This is a genomic window from Paenibacillus sp. 32352 (assembly GCF_002042965.1).
Lineage (GTDB): Bacteria > Bacillota > Bacilli > Paenibacillales > NBRC-103111 > Paenibacillus_S > Paenibacillus_S vulneris.
Genome location: NZ_MZNT01000017.1, coordinates 52,522 through 74,344 on the forward strand (window position 1 = coordinate 52,522; position 21,823 = coordinate 74,344).

Consider the following 21,823-nt stretch of genomic DNA (forward strand, 5'->3'; position numbering starts at 1 on the left):
CTCGCGTATAAAACTTGTATCCGTGGCAACAATGGTTAGCGAGGTGATAAATCTATGAATGATCAAAAGAGAGATTTGCAAAACAATGAAGAAGCTCCTAAAACTATCGAAGGAGCGCAAACCAAACCAGCTTTTTCCTGGAGAAGATTGCTAGCGAAAAAGTGGGTGTTTCCTGCAACTTACATGGCAGCGGCGGCAATTATCTTAACGTTAATGTGGGTGTACCAGGATGCCGGAAAGTCGACCCTAACGAATGAATTGGGAATCGACAGCAGCAAATCGGCATCGGTAACCGATAGCGTGATGAACCCGAATGCCGTAGCTGTCAACGCCAACACCGAAACGATGCAATGGCCGTTCAAGGATCGCAGTGAGCTTGATGTAGTGCTTCCGTTTTTCGATAGCAAAGCTTCTAACGAAGTAAGACAGACAGCCATGGTAGAATACGGCGACACGTTCACTCCGCACATGGGCATGGATTTCTCCAGACCGGACAATCAGTCGTTTGACGTTATGGCTGCTATGAGCGGTAAGGTGACGGCAGTGGAGAAAAATCCGGTCGTCGGCAACCTGGTAGAAATTACGCATTCCAACGGTTTGGTTACCGTATACCAAAGCTTGGCGGATATTAAAGTAGCCAAAGATGCCGAAGTGAAAAAAGGCGATATTATCGCCAAAGCCGGCCGCAACGAGCTGGAGAAGGAACAAGGCAACCACCTTCACTTCGAGGTTCGCCAAGGTGAGAGCGGTCAAGCCGTCAATCCGGAAACCTTTTTGACAAGTCATTAATCTGAACCAGGAATAAAGATGGCGGGGGGCGCATAGACGCTCCCTTTTTTTCGCATCGAAGCTTGTCATGGCTGCTTGTCCTTGAAAATAATTGTGTCTTAATGGGCTTGTCACGCTTGGAAACAAAGAATATAAGTAAACGCCCCTCATATAATGTACCAAACTAACTCGAGTAGGGAGGCGAGGGGAGTGCACGATTACATTAAGGAGCGAACCATCAAAATCGGACGTTGCCTAGTGGAAACTAAGCATACGGTTCGCACAATCGCTAAAGAATTCGGTGTTTCCAAGAGTACGGTGCACAAGGATTTAACCGAAAGACTGCCCGAAATAAACCCGGATCTGGCTAACCAAGTCAAACATATTTTGGAGTATCACAAGTCGATTCGTCACCTGCGCGGGGGGGAAGCTACGAAGATCAAATACCGGAAAACACGCAGCCCAAAAGCTCAGGATAAACTGGTCACCGCGAAGTAAAAGGTTATGATTTCGCTTACACTCCCTCAAACCGATCCGAACCGACAACAGAAAGCGATTCATGTCGAAAAAGCCGATTAAAAAAGAGGATTTTGCAAACGAATAGCGAATGGTATACAGTAACGATTATAATAGAGGTACCGCTTCTGTTTAAGGAATGGACGGTTTGTTTAGGGAGGAACATTTCAATGTTAAGCAAGGATATTGGCATAGATCTTGGGACAGCGAACGTCCTGATACATGTGAAAGGGCGCGGCGTTGTACTGGATGAGCCGTCGGTTGTCGCCATTGAGAGCGACACGAAGCGGGTGCTGGCCGTAGGGGAGGAAGCGTTCCGTATGGTTGGACGTACTCCCGGCAATATTGTGGCTATTCGCCCGCTTAAGGACGGCGTCATAGCCGACTTCGAGATCACGGAATTAATGCTCAAGCACTTCATCAATAAGGTCGGAGGCAAGCAGTGGTACAGCCATCCTAGAATTCTCATCTGCGCTCCGACCAACATTACGTCCGTGGAGCAAAAGGCTATTCGTGAAGCTGCAGAGCGCAGCGGAGCCCGAGAGGTATTCTTGGAAGAGGAGCCTAAAGCCGCTGCGATCGGCGCGGGCATGGATATTTACCAGCCTAGCGGGAACATGGTTGTAGACATCGGCGGGGGGACGACAGATGTTGCCGTGCTGTCCATGGGCGATATTGTCACCTCCTCTTCTATTAAAATTGCGGGGGACAAGTTCGATAATAGTATTATGAAGTATATCAAGAGCAAATATAAGCTTTTGATCGGGGAACGCACCTCGGAAGATATCAAGGTCAAAATTGGAACAGTGTATCCGGACGGACGCAAGGAAACGATGGATATCCGTGGCAGGGATATGGTGAGCGGACTGCCGTTGACGATTACCATCAACTCGAATGAGATTCAGGAAGCGTTGTGGGATCCGGTTTCTTCTATCGTTGCTGCGGCAAAATCCGTATTGGAGCGCACTCCTCCGGAGCTATCCGCAGATATTATTGACAGAGGCGTTATTCTGACGGGCGGCGGCGCTTTATTGCACGGAATTGATCAATTGCTGGCGGACGAGCTTAAGGTGCCTGTCCTTATTGCAGAAGACCCTATGCATTGCGTCGTTAAAGGAACCGGAATTATGCTGGACAACCTTGACAAGGTCTCCAAACGGAAGTTTTAACCCGGCTTCAACTATTAACTGGTACGTCTGGGAGGATACATAACCATGCTAAGAGGTCTTTATACCGCGGCTTCGGGTATGATTTCACAACAGCGCAGACACGACATCGTGACGAACAACATCGCTAACATCAATACACCGGGCTTCAAACAAGGCAATGCGATAAACCGCTCCTTTCCGGAAATGCTGATTTCGCGTATCGGGAACGGGAAGGGAGAGCCTCAAGCCATTCCTGTGGGCCGCCTCAATACAGGCGTTATGGCAGAGGAAAATGTGTCCGTCCATAAGCAGGGGGACATTCAGGAGACGAGCAGTCCGTTTGATTTTGCGATTGTATCCAACATGCAGGTGCCTGGTGCCCGATTTGACGCTTCAGGTAAATATGTGGATGCCAATGGACAGCGAATTAACCAGCCGCAAGCTCTATTTACGGTTCAGGATCCTAATGGCGAGCAGCGGTATACATTGGACGGCAAGTTCTCCGTCGACGTCAACGGACGGTTAATTTCAACTAACGGCCTTCCGGTACTGGGTACGGATGGACAACCTATTGTGTTGATGGACACCACAACCCAAACGCCAATCAATGATTTTCGTGTAACGAAGTCGGGTCGGTTTCTGAACCCTGACGGAAGTGAAATCCTTAATGCTAACAATCAGCCTGTCAGCCTGTTGATTAGCCGCATGGAAGATCCGAACCAATTGGTACGTGAAGGAAATGGGTTATATCGGTTGAATCCCGGCTTTGAAGGCATGGCAAGACCTGTTAATCCGAACGATCCTAATGAGATGGAGCAGCTGGAGGTACGCCAAGGGTTTATTGAGCGCTCCAATGTCGATGGGAGCCAATCTGTGGTTGATATGATGGCCGCTCTAAGAGCTTATGAGGCGAACCAGAAAGTGGTCCAGTTTTATGATAAAAGCATGGACAAGGCCGTTAACGAGGTCGGCCGGGTGTAGAGTGAATGCTCCGCCGCGGCGGTTTGTTTGCTAGGGCAGGACTCGGCGATGCTTACGCAGCAAGCTTGCAGCAGCAAAACTCAGCAGCGCTTACGTAGTAAGTTTTGCTTCGCAAAACTCGGTAGTGCTTACGAAGTAAGTTTTGCTTCGCAAAACTCGGTAGTGCTTACGAAGTAAGTTTTGCTTCGCAAAACTCGGTAGTGCTTACGAAGTAAGTTTTGCTTCGCAAAACTCGGTAGTGCTTACGAAGTAAGTTTTGCTTCGCAAAACTCGGTAGTGCTTACGAAGTAAGTTTTGCTTCGCAAAACTCGGTAGTGCTTACGAAGTAAGTTTTGCTTCGCAAAACTCTTAGGAGGAAACGCATGAACAACTCAATGATCAACGCGTCGGTATCAATGCAGGCTCTGCAGCAAAAGCTCGATATTTTATCCAATAACATGGCCAATATTGATACGAACGGATATAAACGCAAAGAGGCATCCTTCCAGGATGTCCTTACCAGCGTAAAGCAACAGCCTAACGGGTTTCAAAAGCAAGGCCGTTTATCTCCTCTTGGGTATAATCAGGGATGGGGTACCATGCTCGTACAGGCTCAGCTCAATATGGGACAAGGCTCCCTGCAGCCTACAGGCAACGATCTGGATTTAGCCGTCGAGGGTAACGGTTTATTCGAAATCAATAGCATCACCCGGGATGCCAATGGGGCTTTAACAGCCCAAACCGTATGGACGAGAGATGGTTCCTTTCAGCTGAGTCCTTCGGAAAACCCGGCGGATGCCGACTTCTTTCTGACCACGAAAGACGGACGTTACGTAATGGGAACCGACGGGAATCCGATCCGAGTTCCGGCCAACCATAAGGTGAAGATTGAAGAGGACGGTACGATCATGGCAATGGACGATGCTGACAAGTCGGCTCCTCCGGTAGAAGTCGGCCAGATCAAGATGGTACGCGTTCTTCGCCCGCAGCTTCTGAAGCAGCTGGGTGATAATTTATACGGGTTACCGGCCAATGCTGCAAACCCCAATGATATTTTGGAGCCCGTAGCAACAACGGACAATACAGTGAATAGAGTGGCCGTGCGTCAAGGATTCCTAGAGAAGTCGAACGTGAAATTAGCCGATGAAATGACGGACCTGCTTCAAGTGCAAAGGTCATTCCAATTAAACTCGAGAGCGATCACTTCCGCAGATACGATGATGGGTCTTGCCAACAGCTTGCGCGGATAGGCCTCTTTTAAAGTGAGGTTGAGGTAATGACAGAAGCAGTTCCCAAAAAAGCAAGTAAGGATAAAGGACAGAAACGTCCCAAGTCACCCAAAAAATGGAAGCGGGTCACCTTTTTAATAGCCAAGTGGTTGTCCATTCCGTTCTTATGTATGGTTGCTTTAGCTATTGGGCTTGTCTTGGGATACGTCTATATAGGAAAGCGTCCCATGAGCGAAGTCTATGAAATAGACACATGGCGTCATTTGTATGATCTGGTCTTTTCCGAAACTTAATACCGTCGTAGAAGCTCCCTTCGTGGGAGTTTTATTTTTGGTCTAAGAACGGTATAATATATGGATGATGGGAACGAATGCCCAAATCACGCGGAAGGGGAGAAAGGTTTTTACGTGTGGAACTTACCTAATCTGTTAACAGTATGCCGGTTTTTTCTTATCCCCGTGTATTTGTTGGTGTTCGAGGCAGGTTATGTCAGATCCGCTTTTTTTGTGCTGCTGCTGGCGGGGATGACGGATGTGCTGGACGGTTATATCGCGCGTAAAAAGAAGCTGGTCACCCAACTGGGCAGCATGCTCGATCCATTGGCGGACAAGATGATGATGATAACCGTCATTCTTTCCTTGGTGTGGTCTAGGATGATTTCGTGGGAGGCTGCCTTGGCCATGTTCTTGCGCGATGCTGGAATGATAGTGGGGTCAGCGATTTTTCACTTTCGCGGCAAACAGACGGTACCGGCTAATGCTATGGGTAAACTGACAACGGTTTTATACTATGCAGCCATTCTGCTTATTATTTTTCAGCTTCCTTATGCGAATGCCTATTTATGGTTTGTTATTATTGTTTCTTTCGTTACATCGACGATTTATGCCTTTCAATTTTACTTTCTCAATAAACCCGAAGATAAGGTGGCCGTTGAGCCGCAAAAGCCCAACATATGAAGAGGCCATGCCGCACTTCTGGAGCAAGAGTGGATGTGCAGCCTCGTTAACCCTTATACTGTAAAAAGAGCTTAGGCCCAAGCTGGCATACATCGGCAAGCCTGGACATAAGCTCCCTTATATCAACCTTCACTACTGCAGGTCATGAAGGGACAGTTATATTGTAAGTTGAAAGAAAAATTTTTATACCCAATCTTGAGAGGAGTCACATTACTGTGCTGGATGCTGTACAAATTCAAGAAATTATTCCTCATCGACACCCATTTTTGCTTGTAGACCGAATCTTAGAGGTGGAAGCCGGCGTCAAAGCGGTGGGTCTTAAAAATGTAACGATGAACGAGCCTTTTTTTGCAGGCCATTTCCCGGGATATCCGGTGATGCCAGGAGTCCTGATTGTTGAAGCGTTAGCTCAAGTCGGCTCAGTTGCAATGCTGCTGGTAGAAGCCAACCGGGGCAAGCTGGGGTTTTTCGCCGGCATTGATGAGTTTCGTTTCCGCGGCCAAGTTGTGCCTGGTGATACTTTGATCCTGGAAGTAGAGATTACACGCCTCAAGGGCTCCATTGGGAAAGGACAGGCCGTAGCCAAAGTAGGCGACAAGGTGGTTGCCGAAGGAACCCTTATGTTCGCTTTGTCCGACCCTGCCAAAAAGTAACGGTTTTATTTCTTACTATTATATAGGTCTAAAAAGGAGATGGATTATGAGCACGCAAAACCGAGTGGAAGAACAATACAAACTATGGTTGAACGATCCTGCCATCGATGAAGAGACGAAGAATGAATTGAAAAGCATCGCAGATCAGCCGAAGGAAATAGAGGACCGCTTTTACCGTGATCTCGAATTCGGAACCGGAGGACTTCGCGGTGTTATTGGAGCGGGAACGAACCGCATGAATAAATATACGGTGGGCCGGGCCACACAAGGCCTTGCACAATTTATTAATAAAAGAGGTTACACTAATCCGTCGGTAGTCATAGCTTATGATTCGCGGAATCAGTCGCCGGAGTTCTCTCTGGAGGCAGCCAAAGTGTTGGCCGGTAACGGAATTAAGGCTTATGTTTTTGAATCGCTGCGTCCTACGCCTGAGCTTTCCTTTGCCGTAAGAGCCTTGAAGGCATCCGCAGGCATCGTAGTGACAGCCAGTCACAACCCGCCTGAATACAATGGATACAAGGTATATGGCTCCGATGGCGGACAGCTGGTTCCTGATCAAGCGGAACAAGTGATCGGCGAGATTCAGCAGGTCCAGTCCTTCAGCGATGTGAAACGGGAAACGCGAGCCAACGCGGAAGCATCCGGTCTTCTGCAGTGGGTTGGAGAAGAACTGGATGAGCAGTATGTTCAGGCTGTTACGGCCGTCAGCTTGAATAAAGAAATCGTAAGAACAATGAGCGATAGCTTCCGCGTCGTGTACACTCCGCTTCATGGAGCTGGGAACTTATCGGTTCGAGCGGTCTTGAGCGCTGTTGGCTTTAATCATGTTGAGGTTGTGGCCGAGCAAGAGCTGCCGGATTCTAAATTCTCTACAGTCAAGTCCCCCAACCCGGAAGAAAAGGACGCTTTCACTTTGGCGATACGGCAAGCGAAGGAAGTCGATGCCGACATCATCATCGGTACCGACCCGGATTGCGACCGGATGGGTGCGGTAGTCAAGGATGCGAACGGGGAGTATTTTGTCCTGACAGGCAATCAGTCGGGTGCCATCATGGTTGATTATTTGTTAAGCAATCTGAAGGAGCGCGGCGAGCTGCCTTCCAACGGGGTTGTAGTTAAAACCATTGTTACCAGCGAGATGGGCGCCGTTATTGCCAAGCATTATGGCGTGGAAACCTTGAATACTTTAACCGGATTTAAGTACATCGGGGAGAAAATGACGCAGTTCGAAGCTTCTAAAGAAGCGGAATTTTTGTTCGGTTATGAGGAAAGCTATGGCTATCTGGCCGGCAACTACGCAAGAGATAAGGATGCGGTCATTGCTTCCATGCTTATTTGTGAAGCAGCCGCTTATTATAAGAATCAAGGAAAAACCTTGTACGAGGTTCTTCAGGAGCTTTATGAGCGCCACGGGTATTTCTTGGAATCGCTTGAGTCCCGGACTATGAAAGGCAAAGACGGCGTAGAGCAAATTCAGGGCATTATGAGAGACTGGCGTGAAAATCCACCTACTGAAGTGAACGGCCAAACGGTTGTCAAAGTCGAAGACTTCTCCCTCGGCTTGTATGGATTGCCGGTTGAAAATGTATTGAAATATACGTTAGCGGACAATTCGTGGTTCTGCTTGCGTCCATCCGGCACAGAGCCGAAGATTAAAGTATATTTTGCTGTCCGCGGCAATTCAGCGCAAGCAGCCTCCGACGCGATTCATGGCCTGGTTAACGCCGTCATGAGCCGGGTTGACCAAAAATAACGGTAGGAGTTGGAACGTGTTGACTGGGCGTTACTCGCACTGGAATCGGAAATGTATCAAATGGTTATGGTGGCTTGTTATTCTTGGGCTGTTGGCTTCGCTGCCCATTGCTTATGAAAGAAACGAAACCGAACAACAAACGGCGCGCAAGGTTGAAATTGTGTTTGATTATCGGGATTTGCTTGAAATTTCCGATACCCAGACAGATCCGCGTCAATTTGTTATGACTCAGCTTAAAGAGCTGAAAAGCGCAGGCGTACAATCCATGGCGGTCTATGAGTCTACGTTAAGCGAGCTTAGATTAAGCCGGAGGATAGAGGTGTTTTCATCTCATGAAGCGACTGCGCTGACCCAGAGCCCAATCTCACCGAACGAAAACTTTACTTATATTTTGTTTGCTGAGAAGGATGCTCAGGATAAGCTCCAGCCGCTGATTACCCAGACCTTTAACAGTCTGAATGTAAAAACACGCCCATGGAGCTTCAAAAACCAAAACGGTATGATTATCGAAATGGGACTGGATGAAGCGAACCTCAAGCCTATGGACCCGGATCCGATCACGCTTTCGATGCTGAAGGAGCAAGGATTCCAAATCGTTATGAGGATGTCCAACCGGAGACCGTTCGATGAAGCTCGGATGGACGGACTGCTCGGCCAGCTTCAACAGTTAGGTGTTAAGCGATTTATCATCGATGGAGAGACGGTTCCTGGCTACGTCAGTGAGACCAAGCCGGAAAACATCGAGATTATGGCTGAGCTGATGAAAAAGCATCATATGGGCCTGGCCAATATCGAGCTGCAGAAAACGCAGCAAAAAGGATTTAACCGGCTATCCAAGCTGATCGATTATAACGTCGTTCGTCTGCACTCCTTCACCGAGAAGGATGGAGAGAAGCTGACGGAGAACTTGACGGAGCAAGAATTGAAGGATCGCATTCAAGGTGTCTCGGATCGCTTTGTGTTGGCGGTCAAGGATCGCAATATCCGCATGGTTTTCCTAAATGCACGGGCAGTTAAGAATCTGGATAAAGGAAAAATTCTTAATCCGCTCGATTCCATCAAAGAAAGCTTGCGGGGCGAAGATGGAGCGATTCCTCGTATTAAGGAAGCAGGCTATACCATGGGGATAGCAGAACGCTTCTTCCCTTTCCATTCCGGATGGCAGAAGGCAGCCAAGGTCGTATTGTTCGTTGGAGCGATTGCTTTGGTTGCATTGACCGTATCGGCTTTTATTCCGGAGATAACCTTGTTTATCTTTATTATCGGCTTGATCGGTGCAGCAGGATTATACGTTCTCTCACCGAATTTGTTCGCTCAAGCTCTGGCTTTGGCCTCGGGAACTTGCGCCCCTACATTGGCCATTATTTACGCACTTCGTTCGGCAAAAGCCAAGTATCAGGCGCGCACAGGCAACCGTCTTGGCTATGCGATTTGGCTGCTGCTGCGAACTTCGGCTATCTCGGTTATTGGCGTATGCTTTATCGTGGGGCTGTTAAATCAGATCATTTACCCGCTGGTGTTAGACCAGTTCAGGGGCGTCAGCGTACTGCATTTGCTGCCGATTGTCCTGGTCGCACTTTACTGGCTGCTGTTTAATGAAGATTTATCTCATAAAGAAAAGCTGGCCAAAGGGAAAAAGCTGCTGTCATCGTACATTAGCGTATTGTGGGTTATCGGTGCCGCCGCCATTGTCGGTGCCGGGATGTACTACTTATCAAGAACGGGAAACGAAGGACAAGCTTCAGCGTTTGAACGTTTGTTCCGCTCATTCCTGGAGAACACTTTAGGCATTCGACCTAGAACCAAGGAATTCTTGATTGCCCATCCGCTATTCCTGCTTGGAGCTTACTTGTGCATGAAATATCGCAATGCACTGCTGCTTATCCTGGTAGGTGTCGTTGGTCAGGCTTCAATTGTCGATACCTTTGCTCATTTGCATACCCCGCTGATGATTTCGTCGATTCGAATCGTATACGGCTTGTCGTTCGGGATCCTAATCGGACTTGGTTACATTATTGTTTGGGAGATCGTAGTAAGGAGTTGGCGTCGTTGGACCCCGTTATTACTAAAAGAATAGTCTTATCCGGCTATTATGGCTTTGATAATAGCGGTGATGAAGCTGTACTCCAATCTATCTTGCTGGCATTGGATGAACAAGGAAGGGCGAACGGCGTAAGATTCGTGCCGGTCGTTCTTTCGATTCAGCCTGAGAAAACAAGCAGAATGTACGGAGTCGAATCCGTTCATCGGATGAAGCTCGGCCAAGTGATTAGCGCCATTCGCGGAGCGGATGGGCTTATCAGCGGCGGAGGCAGTCTTCTCCAGGATGCCACCAGCGCCAAAACGATTCCGTATTACCTGGCCATTCTGAAAATCGCGCAATGGTTTGGGAAACCAACCTTTATTTACTCGCAAGGAATCGGTCCGGTCAGCCGCGGTTTGTATTTTGGCTGGATCCGTTCTATTTTTAATAAAACGCAATATATATCGGTTCGAGACCAGGAATCTAGAGAATTGCTTCAGAGGATGAAGGTGTCGAAGGAAATCACCGTGGTACCGGATCCGGTGATGGGGATGCCGCTTGGCTCTTATGAAACGGAAGGGCACCGGTCAGAGGAAAAACCCGTTATCGGCGTGTCCGTTCGCTATTGGAACCAGGACCGTTCAGAGCTGAAGGCTCTTGCCGAGGCACTGCGCCTTATGTTGGAGCAAAGTGAAGCGGTTGTCAGATTTTTACCGTTTCACTTGCCATTAGATACGGATGCTTCCGACGAAGTTCGCAGTCTCATCGGGGACAAGTTTAGCTCCCGGATCACTACGGCAGAGAATGTTATTAACCCGCAGCACATGCTGGCTGAAGTCGGCCGGTGCCAGCTGTTAATAGGAATGAGACTTCATTCGCTGATCTATGCCGCTTCACAGGAAGTGCCTATGCTCGGAATTTCCTATGATCCAAAGATCGATCAATTTATGAAACGGCTGCAAATGCCGGTCGTTGCAACGACCAAGAGTATTCAGCCGGAACGAGTGGCTGAAGAAGGGCTGCAGCTGCTTGCCAATCGTTCTTCCTGGCGTGAAGAGAAAAAAGGGCTTATTAGTCAGCTGAAGAACGAAGCACAAAAGCCTGCACAATATATGGCTTCATTTTTCACCAAAGGAAGGGATTCCAAGTGACGATACCGAAAGTGTCCATATTCGGCGTACCGTTCTCCAAACTCAATATGAAGGATACGATCACACAAGTTGCTCGGATGATCGATTCCGGACACCCGCATCAAATCATTACGGCTAACCCGATTATGGTCATGTCAGCCTTGGAAAACACGGCTTATCTAGAGATGATGAAAAACGCCGACTTGATCGTCCCTGACGGGGCGGGGGTCGTATGGGCCTCTCAATATGTCGGCAACCCTGTGGCCGAACGGGTAACAGGCTTCGATCTGATACATCATCTTATGGATTTGGGGCAATCCAAAGGGTGGAAAGTATTTTTGCTCGGAGCATCCCCCGAAATTATTGAGGCTGCTGCGAACCGTTTAAAGGAGAAGTTTCCGAACCTCCAGCTAGTCGGATATAGGGATGGCTATTTCAAGCCGGAAGAGGATCAAAGTGTCATCGAGAATATTAGATCACATCATCCGGACATCCTATTGGTAGGAAGATCGGCGGATACCCAAGAGCCCTGGATCGCCAAGTACAAGGAACAGCTTCAGGTTCCGGTTATTATGGGGGTTGGGGGAAGCTTTGATGTCATGTCCGGCAAATTAAAGCGGGCACCGAAGTTGTTCCAAAAGCTGAAATTGGAATGGTTTTACCGGCTGCTTCAGGAACCTTGGCGGTACAAACGTATGCTTGTCCTGCCGAAGTTTGCTTTGAAAGTGATTAGAGAGAAGGATACCGTACAGAGACCTTGAAAAAAACTATGAAAACTTACTGATAACCGCCTGATTTCCTTAAAATTAGTGTGGTGTTGCGGTGTCAAACGGAGTATAATCTGAAGTGTTTGAGGTTTTTATAGATAAAAGGGGCTGTGAAAACAAAAATGAATGTATTATACGGAATTGGATTTGCTGTCGCATGCATAATTGCCCTTCTAATGACACCTTTGGTAAAAAAGTTTGCTTTCTGGGTAGGCGCTGTTGATGCACCCAATCATCGGAAAGTACATAGTCGCATCATGCCAAGGCTAGGCGGTTTGGCCATTTTTGTTGGATTTGTAGGCGCTTATTTCGTCATTTCTCCCGCCATTGACTCGTTGAACGGAGATGTAGCGCTGGGCTTGCTTATCGGAGGCGCTATTATTGTACTGGTTGGCGCTTTGGATGACCGGTTTGATTTGTCCCCCAAAGTGAAGCTGCTTGGGCAAATTCTCGCCGCGTGCGTTGTCGTTTATTCCGGAGTCGTGATTGATCTATTGAACGTTCCGTTTGGCGACACAACCATTTCGTTAACTTGGCTTGCTGTTCCACTGACTATTTTCTGGATTGTCGGAGTGACGAATGCGATTAACCTGATTGATGGTCTGGATGGATTATCTGCAGGCGTATCAGGGATCGCAACGACAACGATTCTTATCTTGGCCTTGATGATGGGGAACATAACCGTTGTTCTGCTCAGTATCATTTTGCTTGGCAGCATTGTCGGATTCTTATTTTATAATTTTCACCCTGCCAAAATCTTTATGGGCGATTCAGGCGCACTCTTCCTTGGGTTCAGCTTGGCAACGCTGTCTGTCCTAGGCTTTAAGCAGGCTACTGTCTTATCCTTACTGGTGCCTATCATGATACTTGGGGTACCTTTATCTGATACATTCTTTGCCATTTTGAGACGATGGGTTAATAATTTGCCTATCTCCAAACCGGACAAGAGCCATCTGCATCACTGCTTGCTGCAATTAGGCTTCAGTCACCGTGTAACCGTCTTGATAATTTACGGGGTAGCTTCCCTATTTGGGGGCGCGGCCGTTCTGCTCTCCTATATGTCCGAGCAGCAGGCGATATGGGGAATGGTTTTATTGATCGTCGTTCTTATCGCGGTCCTTGTACTAGGGGCGGAAGCGATAGGTATCATTAGTCAGACGAAGAAGCCTGTGCTTCAATTTATCCAAAAAGTCAAGATGCTGGTCAGCGCGAGGTCGCGCATGACGAAATAAAACAAAGTGGTGTCGGATTAACCGGCACCACTTTGTTATTTTTGAGTTCCAAAGCTAGGCTGAATGATAAAAACAGCCGGAACGGCTTGTACCATTTCCGGCTAGAAATAACACCTTATTTTATAGTGAAATTAAAAGTATAAGGGTTATAGTAATCATAATCCCCGAGGGATGAGATTCTTATAAAAAGAGTATCTCCGGGTTGAACAGCAGTCACGGTAAATCCGTCGATTTTTCCAGGACCGTTGTCATTTGCATATATGGTTTGCTCTGCAAAAGGAGTAACAAGAAATCCTCTAATATCATAGTTTTTGTTACCTGGCGAAGCTAATGAGGTTTGAATAGTTTTCGTACTTCCAGTATTGTTTGTCCATTTGAACCAATCTATATCGGAAGCCGTTTCTAATTTCCAAGTAATAGTTTGATTAAACTTTAATTCAACTGGATTGCTACGAGAATCACCCAAGCCAACTGTGGCGAAAGCAGACTGGGAAAATGCTAGCAAAGAAATAGATAGAGAGGCAACGAGAACTGTTTTTTTTAGTTTCAGCACTTTATCCTATCCTTTCATTTCTAAAAATATGATAAGATTAACGGCCGTTTAATCTACTTTAATATAACATAATAGGAAAATACTTACAAGTAATTTCTAAATATTGTAAGAATCATCTGTTATTTTTAGCTTTCATAACATTAGCCCCGTAGGTTAAGACATTCTGTCTTTACTATTGGGGCTTTTTGTTTATGCATTTTTTAGGATTCGGCTAAATTTTTTGCCTCGTATAACCGATAAATAAAAGTACACAAGACTTTTTAGGGGCCCAGTCACCAGGACTTGCAGCATTCCATGGATGGAGGAGGAGTTTTCATATTCGGTAGGTAAGCGACAACTTTCCAGAAATAAATTTAAGCATCATTATATAGGGAGGGAACCATTTTGAAACGACTCACTTACAAATGGACCAGCTTTTCCATTGTATTGGCTCTAGTTTTAAGTTTAGTGGCGCCATTAACGGCCTTCGCCGAAGTGACGTTGAGCGTTACAAGCTTGCAGTATCGTAATACAGATAAAGAGCCGGACGGAAATTCGATCGTTGACCAATTCACTACGAACCCGATTTCTATCACAGCTGATGTGAATGGTATTGGGGATGACGAGATCTCTAACATTTACTTCGAGGTAACGAACGTAAAGACAGGGAAATCGAATGTCGACAAGACCAGCAAGCCGATTAAAACGGGAAATAACGAAATTACTTTTTCTAATGTAGTTTTAACCGAAGGTCTTAACAAAATCGTCTTAAGATATGACGGAACCGTAAATACTGCATCCGCTCCAAGCTGGGCTTATTATGTTCCGGTTTCTACTATTAATAATCTCCTCATTAACGGGGACCAAATTATTGATGGTCAAATGTTCCCTAAGAAGGCGCCGTATTCCGGAGCGACTGTTACAGGGACAGCGGGAAATGCTACAAGTATAGAGGCTTACTTGAACAGAGGTACGACGGCTTATCATCCAGCCAATTTTACACGGGGTACTTTTACCTATATTACTAACACGGGCAGAACCAATGATATCAAATTTGTGCCGGGTGATAACGAAGTTAATTTTGTATCCAAGAATTCTACGAATACATACAACTTAAATAAGTCGTTTATTTATGACGATGGCAAAGCATTTGCTTATGGCGCTATGGTGGATCAGAAAACGACTAACGGGGCAGCACCAACCCAAAAGGTAAGCGCGGCACAAGTTCCGACCTTGCAGCAAAATTCAAGTACCAACAATAACGTGACTTTTTCTGCATCATTAAAGACGACCCGTTCAGGAAGCGTATCTGACTACGTTTATGCCGATATCGAAATGGTGGGTACAGGCGGAGCTTATAAGCTTCACTACAATTTCAGCGATAAGAAGCTTACTCTTCTTGATATCGATAATAATGTTGTAATGGATCCCACGGGTAAGTTAAACAATGGAGTTACACCAAACTTCATTCCAAATCTTAATACAGCAAATACTAATGTAACGATCGATACGGTAAGTGGTATTGAAATTCATAACATTCAAGTTGATTTGCCGGTTAATACGAGCCGGAGATTTCAACAAATTGATGTGACTTTTACCCATAAAAATATGATCGACACTACGAAATCCAGCTTTAATTTCAATTTCGTAGATGCTAATGCACCTTATGTAGATTTCGTTGAACGCATTATCTCAGGTGCCAGCACCAATCCTAAGCTTATTGAAACAGGAAGCAATCAGATTACCGAGTTTCCGGCTACTTTGAGAATCACAGCCAAACAATCATCGCAAGTATTGGTGAAGCTAAATGGCTCTCCTTACGATGATGGAGTAGCTGGGCACTCAGGCGGAATTTATCCTATTAATAGCGATACTGCGGACGTGCTGTTGCAAGGGCTTCGCGATGGTTTAACTAAATTGGAAATTATCCCTTATACAACAGGGGGTTCTCCGACTGATTTTCCTGCTGGTGCCAAATCCTATGATTTGCAGGTTTCTGCTGCTCCTTACATTATCGTAGATAATATTTATAATGGAATGGTTGTAAAAAGTATCAGTGAGATCGTTTGCGAAAGCGGAAATACTTGTATTACAGGTAGAGTGGCTAACTTAGGCGGAAATGGAGAACTGAAGGTATCCATAAACAATAAGCCGGTGGATCAGCCTGGAGAGGTTACGTTCTCTTCAGCTACCAAGTTTACTGTGAAGCCTACCACACGGGCTGAGTCTCTGTTTGGGAAAGAAGATGGAAGAAAGACGGTTCATTTTGAAATTTGGATTGATGGTCAAAAGGTATCAGAAGCCAACTATGACATTTTTGTATTTAGTCAAAATCTTCCGACCATCTTGAATTTTGCACCGGATTATGATCCAAAGGATGTTAAGTACACTAAAGATACAAAGCCGGATACGTATTACACAACTTCTAACGAGTTGAAAATAACAGGTTCTGCAGCAAATGCAAAACAAATTAAAGTGACTTATTTCAAGCCGGGCAGCACTTCATCTATTGATCTTAGCATATCGCCAACATCAGCAGGAGCTGTAGCAACCCCATTCCGAAATAGCGGCGACCCGATTAAGCTTAATGATTACGGCGCATATACATTCACTGTAGTCGTCACGAACGATAGCGGGGCTACAGTAACCAAGTCGTTCACAATCACTCGTGAGCCGACCCCTTATTTAATTCTGGAGCCGCAGCTTATTAAGAATGAAGCAGGTAAAGACCAAGCTAACATCAACAAGAACTTCCAGAAAATTAAAATCCTTGCTGAAAATGCGGACAGCGTAGTTTTTGGTAAAGACCAGGCAGTCAAATCTACAGATCCAACCCAACCTGATATTTATTATTATGAGGTTACAGGTTTAAAACCAGGGAAAAATGAAATTAAATTTACCATTAATCGTGCAGCAGGCAAGCTGAGCGGAAGCTTCATTCTGTTTAACGTGGACACTCCTATAGAAGGAAATCAGTACAAGTCGCTTCTGACCTCCAAAATGAAGGTGTTTAATGGAGATATTGAACTGAGCTTCCCTAAAGATACTAAGCTTATGCGCAACGATCGTGCAGCAGAGAAACAGTATATTTCAGCTGACCGCAAAATCCTGTTCGGTATTGCAAGCAATGACGACGGTCGGGTAGATAAAGAAATTGAAGACCGTGGCGGGAAGAACTTCCTTATTGAAACGTCGGGACGATTCAAACCGGCGAGCAAGCGATTCTGGATCGATGCGGGAACGATTGAGGAGATTAGAGGCTCTAATCAGGAAGCTAAACTGAAGGACGCGCTTCAAGGAAGCGGTCGTTTGCCGAATGAAGCTTCCGATTTTGGTTCCTCGAACGATGTTTTCTATAATAGGTATTTAAAAGACAATGTCATTCCTACCAAAAGAGGTACGTTGACATTGAAATATGATTCCAGCATTCGTGATGATGCATGGAAATACGTTACGGTATTTGAATTCAGCACCTTCTCCGATAATAACGGTATGCCGAATGATACAAGAGCAGAATGGAGAAACATCGGTGGTGTAGTAGACATAAGCAAAAACACCATTACCGTACCATTTGATTCCTTCGGTTACTATCAGGTTATGTATATGGATGACAGCTTCGATGATGTGACAGGGCATCCATGGGCAAGAGACTATTTGGATATTTTGTATTCCAAAGGGATGATGAACAACAAAACGTCCAGCCCTGAGAAATTCTCGCCCGATGAGTCTATAACCCGCGGGGAATTTGTCACTATGCTCGTCAAAATCTTCAATATTCCGTTGGACAACGAAGATACAAGTATGCCTATAGACAACAACGTTTACACAGATGGAACCTTCAAAGACGTTCAGAGAGGCGACTTGTACGGATCTGACGGCCTCTATGACTTCAAACACATTGAAGCGGCCGCAAGGGCTGGTATTGTTAGAGGAGGCAGCGATGGTTATTTTGGCCACCACGATGCGATATCTCGTCAGGATGCTGCGGTTATGATTGCTCGTGCTGCTGATCTGAAAATGGGCACTGATGACAAGAAGCTGCTGGCATCCCTTCAGAAGTCCTTTACAGACGGTGGAAGTATTGATTATTACGCCAGAGGGGCTGTTGAAGCGGCTACCAAAGCCGGTTTAATTGAAGGTATGCCGAATGTCCTTCTTGAGGGACAAAAGAAACAAACATATCGCTTTGCACCCAAAGATCCTTTCTCTCGTGCCGAAGCGGCAGCTGTAGCTATACGCGTACTGAAGCAACAAAAGAAAATACCTAAGTAAGCAGATGAAAAGACTCGCCAAAGTACTAATATGGCGAGTTTTTTCTTTAATTAACATTGGAAAATAATACGTGATGACGAAGCTGATATATCATTGTATACTAAGTTTCGTGAGCAAGCGAGTGTATGAAAAATGATATATATGTCTGATAGACAAGCTTGCTGAACAAACAATGAATACGAAAATAAATTTAAAAAACCGAAAAAAAGTTTTTCAAAGACCGCAACTTTTGATGCAACACTGCGTTTAATTCATTGAAACACAAATGATACACCATGAAGAGGCTGGTTTTGTTGGTTTTTTTTCACAAAATAACCTCTTTACCTTACTAGTTTTGCAGTGTATAATGTATAAGGGTATGCGACTATCTAGTTTTTTTACTTATGGTTTACTAGTTTCTGCAATCTTATTCATTGCAGACCTTTATAATAATAATTCGCTCAACTCTGGGAAGGGGGTGAATCGGCTAATGAGGGAATCGAGCTCTAATTTAAAACAAAACTCTCAACAACCGAAAGATATTCGAGGAGGAGAAAAAAAGGTTATGAAAAAAAGTTTATCCACAATCTTGTCCCTTGCTATGGCATTCTCGATGTTTTCTTCCGTAGCATTCGGTGAAGAAGCTGGCAAGACTTCCGCTAACTTTAGCGACCTGAAAGATCTTGACGCAGCTACTAAAGCTAAATTTGATGAAATGATTTCCGCTGGTATTTTTGATGGCGTGAAAGACGATACTTTTGGTTTGAAAGACAAAATGAACCGCGCTCAATTTGCTAAAGTTGCGGCTTTGGTTTTCAAATTGAAAGTTGACACTTCCTTGAAAACTTCCAGCTTCACGGACGTTAAAGCTGACGACCCGGCTAACGGCTATGCTCTTCCGTACATCGAAGCAGTTAAAGCTGCTGGTATTACTGATGGCTACGCTCCTGGCGAGTTCAACCCAGCTGGCGAAGTAACCAAAGAGCAATTGGCTACTTTCTTGATCCGTGGTCTGAACAAAGACTCCGAAGCTAAAGCAACTCCAGGCGTTAACGACAAAACTGTTTCCGACTGGGCTAAAGGCTATGTAGCTCTTGCACTTCAATTGAAATTGTTGGGCAACGGTACTGACGGTACTTTCGGTGGTACTACTGCAGCTACTCGTGACTTGTTGGTTCTTAGCTCCTATGAAGCTAAACAACAATACAAACCACAATTCAATGGTAAATACGCTATCGCATCTTTCAAAGCGACTGATGCTAACGAATTGACTCTTGAATTGAACGGTCCTGTAACTGACGAAGCTGCTAAAGCTTTGAAAATCGAAATCAAAAAAGACGGTAACGTATTGTCCTCCGGCTACACTACGAAGTGGAGCGATGACAAAACTAAAGCTGTTCTGACTTTTGATTCCAAATTCCAAGAGAACAAATTCGATGTTACTATTAGCGGTGTTTCCAACATCGACGACACAGCTAAAACTTCTTCCGTAACAACTACGAAAGAAAAAGTAACTAATATCGACTTCTTGACTGCATCTGACACAATTCCTCTTGCTGTTGATAAATACGAGCAACCAATTTACCCTGGTTACAAAGTGCGCATTGACTTCAAAGCGACTAACCAATATGGTAAAAAAGCTTCCTTCAACGCAAGTAACTTTGACATCCGTGTAAGTGATGGCGACGCTACTCCAATCGCTGGCGAGCAAGCTATTAACTTGACTCAGGATTCAAAACAAGAAAGAAACGATAGAATTTCTATCACAATCTTGCATGAAGACAGTGGCGTTCAAAAAAATAAAATCTTCACTGTTGGCGACAATCCAATTGTTTCCAAAATTGAAGTTGGTGACTTGTTGAACTCTGCTGGCAACAAAGTTGATGCTATCGAAGCTAACAACTATGCTTACCTTGATTTCAAAGCTTGGGACCAATACGGTCTTCGCGTTGAAAACAAAGGCTTGCTGAACGATACCGTTACTGTTAACACAACAGATCGCGACCTTACAGCTGGTGAAGATGAAAGAGGTAAAGACGCATTCGTTGACAACGCAGTTGGTGACAATGCTGCTGACCTGAAATTGGTTTCCCGTAACAATGAAGAGAAAACAATTAACGTTTCTATCTTTGCACGTGGCGGTCAATCCGTAAGTAAAGACGTAAAAGTTAGAGCTTCTAAAGTTCCTGCAACTGTAGAGTTCGGTTCTTACAACTATACTTTGGCTGAAGGCGACGAGCATACTGGTGACGAAGCAGTAGATAACAAATTCTACGTGCCGATCATCCTGAAAGACTCCAAAGGTGAACTGTTGTCCGCTCAAGACATCGTTGATGCATATGGCGATGGAAGAGACAAATTGGATATCCGTTCTTCCGGTGGTATCGTTCTTGCTGAATCGGGTGCAGAAATCCAAAAAACTGGTGCACACAAAGGTCAAATCGCTATTAAAAAAGCGGATAGAAAAGGTACAGCTTCCTTGAGCGTTACCTTGAGAGATATCCCAACACAAAGAGCAAGCTTCAACATTAGTGTTGGTGACCCTCGTGAGGCTCAAGAAATCAGATTCTCGACTACTCCTAAGAAACAAATGGTAGCTGGATCTGACAACGAGCTGAAATTCAAATTCTATGACCAACAAGGCGCTGAGTTGAAGTATGTTAACAACCCAGACTACACTTACTATGTAAAACTGTCTTACAAATTGAACTCCGTTGATAGCGGCGGAGACGCTGGTTTGACTTTCCTTGCTTCTAAAGAGAAAGATGCAAACAGCAAAAACGTTGATCAAAGAAAATATGTGTTTGCACCGAAAGCTGTAACTGACGATGTTTACCAAATCTTTGATCTTAAAGCTAACCCAGAAGCATTCCCAGGTCAATGGGATAACTTCTTCGATAAGTCCTTCAAAGTATACTCCAAAGCAGGAGCTCCTAAAGCTGCTTACACTGTAAAAGCTGAGCTCTTCAGAGTAGACAGAAAGAACGTAACTCAATTGGTTGATGATGTTAGCCAAGTAATCGAAGTTATCAACCCTAACGATTCCGCTAACAAATTGACTTATGAAGTATACCTTGATAAAGGTGTAAACAACACTATCCTTGCTTCTGGCGATTACCTGAACCTGGATAAAAACTACAACCAAGATGCAACTACAGGTAAAACTGTAAGTGACATCACTTATGTAGCTAATAACTATCCTAAACTGGGTAAAGAAGTTAAAGTTAGAGCGAAAAACAGCAGCGGTGAAGAAGTTAAAACTCCTGCTAAAGTTGATTCTATCTCTTCCAGCAACCCAAGCGTTGTAGGTATTGACAACACTAAATACGTTTACGGTCTTGATGCAGGTACTGCAACAATCAACGTTATTTATGTCAATGCTAAAGGCGAAAAAGGAACTGCAAGCGTGAACGTAACAACCAAAAACGAAGGACCGCTTGTTAGCAGCATCGCTCTTAAGAAAACTGGTAAGCAATATGCTAGCTTGACTGGCTTGGCTGGTAAGTATGTATGGGATCTGGCACTTGCAGAAAAAATCACTGTTAAAGACCAATACGGTGATGAGTTCGTAGCTGAGAACGCTCCAGGATCTACAGGCGAAGAGCTTGGCGAAACTGATAACTTCTTGGTTAAAGATGCGAACGGTTCTAAGAGCAAAAACCATAACTCTGTTTTGAATATCAGCTTCTATGCAAGTGATATTACTACCAACGGTGGTACTAACAACACTGTAGAAATTGATTCCAAAACTGGTAAAATCATCTCCGTCGGCAGCGACGTTACAGGCTTCACAATCAACGTTCTTGCTCCAGGCAGCGGCGTATCTACTTCCTTCTCCGTTGGTATCGGCAGCAAGTAATATAAGCTTTAAAGAAAGAGGACCCTTCGGGGTCTTCTTTTTTTTA

Annotated in this window: 16 protein-coding genes; 15 read left to right on the forward strand and 1 reads right to left on the reverse strand. The window is 45.2% G+C overall.

Annotated features, from left to right (window positions below):
* The first annotated feature begins 54 nt into the window (after positions 1–54).
* The 13 genes from B1728_RS30655 to B1728_RS30715 all read left to right on the forward strand — a co-directional run bounded on the left by B1728_RS30655 (position 55) and on the right by B1728_RS30715 (position 13,135).
* Positions 55–789 carry a M23 family metallopeptidase gene (locus tag B1728_RS30655; protein ID WP_079914231.1) on the forward strand — a complete coding sequence of 245 codons (735 nt, stop codon included), beginning with the start codon at positions 55–57 and terminating at the stop codon, positions 787–789.
* 189 nt (positions 790–978) lie between these two features.
* The gene (gene spoIIID, locus B1728_RS30660) at positions 979–1,266 is read left to right on the forward strand and encodes a sporulation transcriptional regulator SpoIIID (RefSeq protein WP_028550977.1); all 288 of its coding nucleotides are present in this window, start codon (positions 979–981) and stop codon (positions 1,264–1,266) included.
* A 188-nt stretch (positions 1,267–1,454) separates the two neighbouring features.
* On the forward strand, positions 1,455–2,453 hold the full coding sequence (mreB, locus tag B1728_RS30665; protein WP_079914232.1) for a rod shape-determining protein: 999 nt from the start codon (positions 1,455–1,457) through the stop codon (positions 2,451–2,453).
* A 45-nt stretch (positions 2,454–2,498) separates the two neighbouring features.
* Complete coding sequence (locus B1728_RS30670; protein WP_079914233.1) at positions 2,499–3,413, forward strand: flagellar hook-basal body protein; 915 nt, start codon at positions 2,499–2,501, stop codon at positions 3,411–3,413.
* Between the two features lie 362 nt (positions 3,414–3,775).
* Positions 3,776–4,642 carry a flagellar hook-basal body protein gene (locus B1728_RS30675; RefSeq protein ID WP_079914234.1) on the forward strand — a complete coding sequence of 289 codons (867 nt, stop codon included), beginning with the start codon at positions 3,776–3,778 and terminating at the stop codon, positions 4,640–4,642.
* Between the two features lie 26 nt (positions 4,643–4,668).
* The gene (locus B1728_RS30680) at positions 4,669–4,914 is read left to right on the forward strand and encodes a DNA-directed RNA polymerase subunit beta (protein WP_079914235.1); all 246 of its coding nucleotides are present in this window, start codon (positions 4,669–4,671) and stop codon (positions 4,912–4,914) included.
* 114 nt (positions 4,915–5,028) lie between these two features.
* Entirely contained in the window at positions 5,029–5,577 is a 549-nt protein-coding gene (locus B1728_RS30685) for a CDP-alcohol phosphatidyltransferase family protein (protein ID WP_079914322.1), read from the forward strand.
* A 215-nt stretch (positions 5,578–5,792) separates the two neighbouring features.
* Positions 5,793–6,230, forward strand: coding sequence for a 3-hydroxyacyl-ACP dehydratase FabZ (gene fabZ, locus B1728_RS30690; protein ID WP_079914236.1), 438 nt, complete (start codon positions 5,793–5,795; stop codon positions 6,228–6,230).
* 46 nt (positions 6,231–6,276) lie between these two features.
* On the forward strand, positions 6,277–7,983 hold the full coding sequence (locus tag B1728_RS30695; RefSeq protein WP_079914237.1) for a phospho-sugar mutase: 1,707 nt from the start codon (positions 6,277–6,279) through the stop codon (positions 7,981–7,983).
* A 19-nt stretch (positions 7,984–8,002) separates the two neighbouring features.
* Positions 8,003–10,060 carry a DUF5693 family protein gene (locus B1728_RS30700; RefSeq protein ID WP_079914238.1) on the forward strand — a complete coding sequence of 686 codons (2,058 nt, stop codon included), beginning with the start codon at positions 8,003–8,005 and terminating at the stop codon, positions 10,058–10,060.
* Complete coding sequence (csaB, locus tag B1728_RS30705) at positions 10,033–11,157, forward strand: polysaccharide pyruvyl transferase CsaB (RefSeq protein WP_144028060.1); 1,125 nt, start codon at positions 10,033–10,035, stop codon at positions 11,155–11,157. The genes B1728_RS30700 and csaB overlap by 28 nt, the downstream gene beginning before the upstream one ends.
* Positions 11,158–11,204: 47 nt before the next feature.
* On the forward strand, positions 11,205–11,897 hold the full coding sequence (locus B1728_RS30710) for a WecB/TagA/CpsF family glycosyltransferase (protein WP_079914323.1): 693 nt from the start codon (positions 11,205–11,207) through the stop codon (positions 11,895–11,897).
* 128 nt (positions 11,898–12,025) lie between these two features.
* The gene (locus B1728_RS30715; RefSeq protein ID WP_079914240.1) at positions 12,026–13,135 is read left to right on the forward strand and encodes an MraY family glycosyltransferase; all 1,110 of its coding nucleotides are present in this window, start codon (positions 12,026–12,028) and stop codon (positions 13,133–13,135) included.
* Between the two features lie 115 nt (positions 13,136–13,250).
* Here the strand turns inward: B1728_RS30715 and B1728_RS30720 are convergent, their stop codons facing one another.
* Positions 13,251–13,688: a hypothetical protein gene (locus B1728_RS30720; protein ID WP_079914241.1), complete on the reverse strand. Its 438-nt coding sequence runs from the start codon at positions 13,686–13,688 to the stop codon at positions 13,251–13,253.
* 384 nt (positions 13,689–14,072) lie between these two features.
* Between B1728_RS30720 and B1728_RS30725 the strand changes: the two genes are divergently transcribed.
* Positions 14,073–17,939: an S-layer homology domain-containing protein gene (locus B1728_RS30725; protein WP_079914242.1), complete on the forward strand. Its 3,867-nt coding sequence runs from the start codon at positions 14,073–14,075 to the stop codon at positions 17,937–17,939.
* A 469-nt stretch (positions 17,940–18,408) separates the two neighbouring features.
* Positions 18,409–21,777: an S-layer homology domain-containing protein gene (locus B1728_RS30730; protein ID WP_179136270.1), complete on the forward strand. Its 3,369-nt coding sequence runs from the start codon at positions 18,409–18,411 to the stop codon at positions 21,775–21,777.
* The last annotated feature ends 46 nt before the right edge of the window (positions 21,778–21,823 follow it).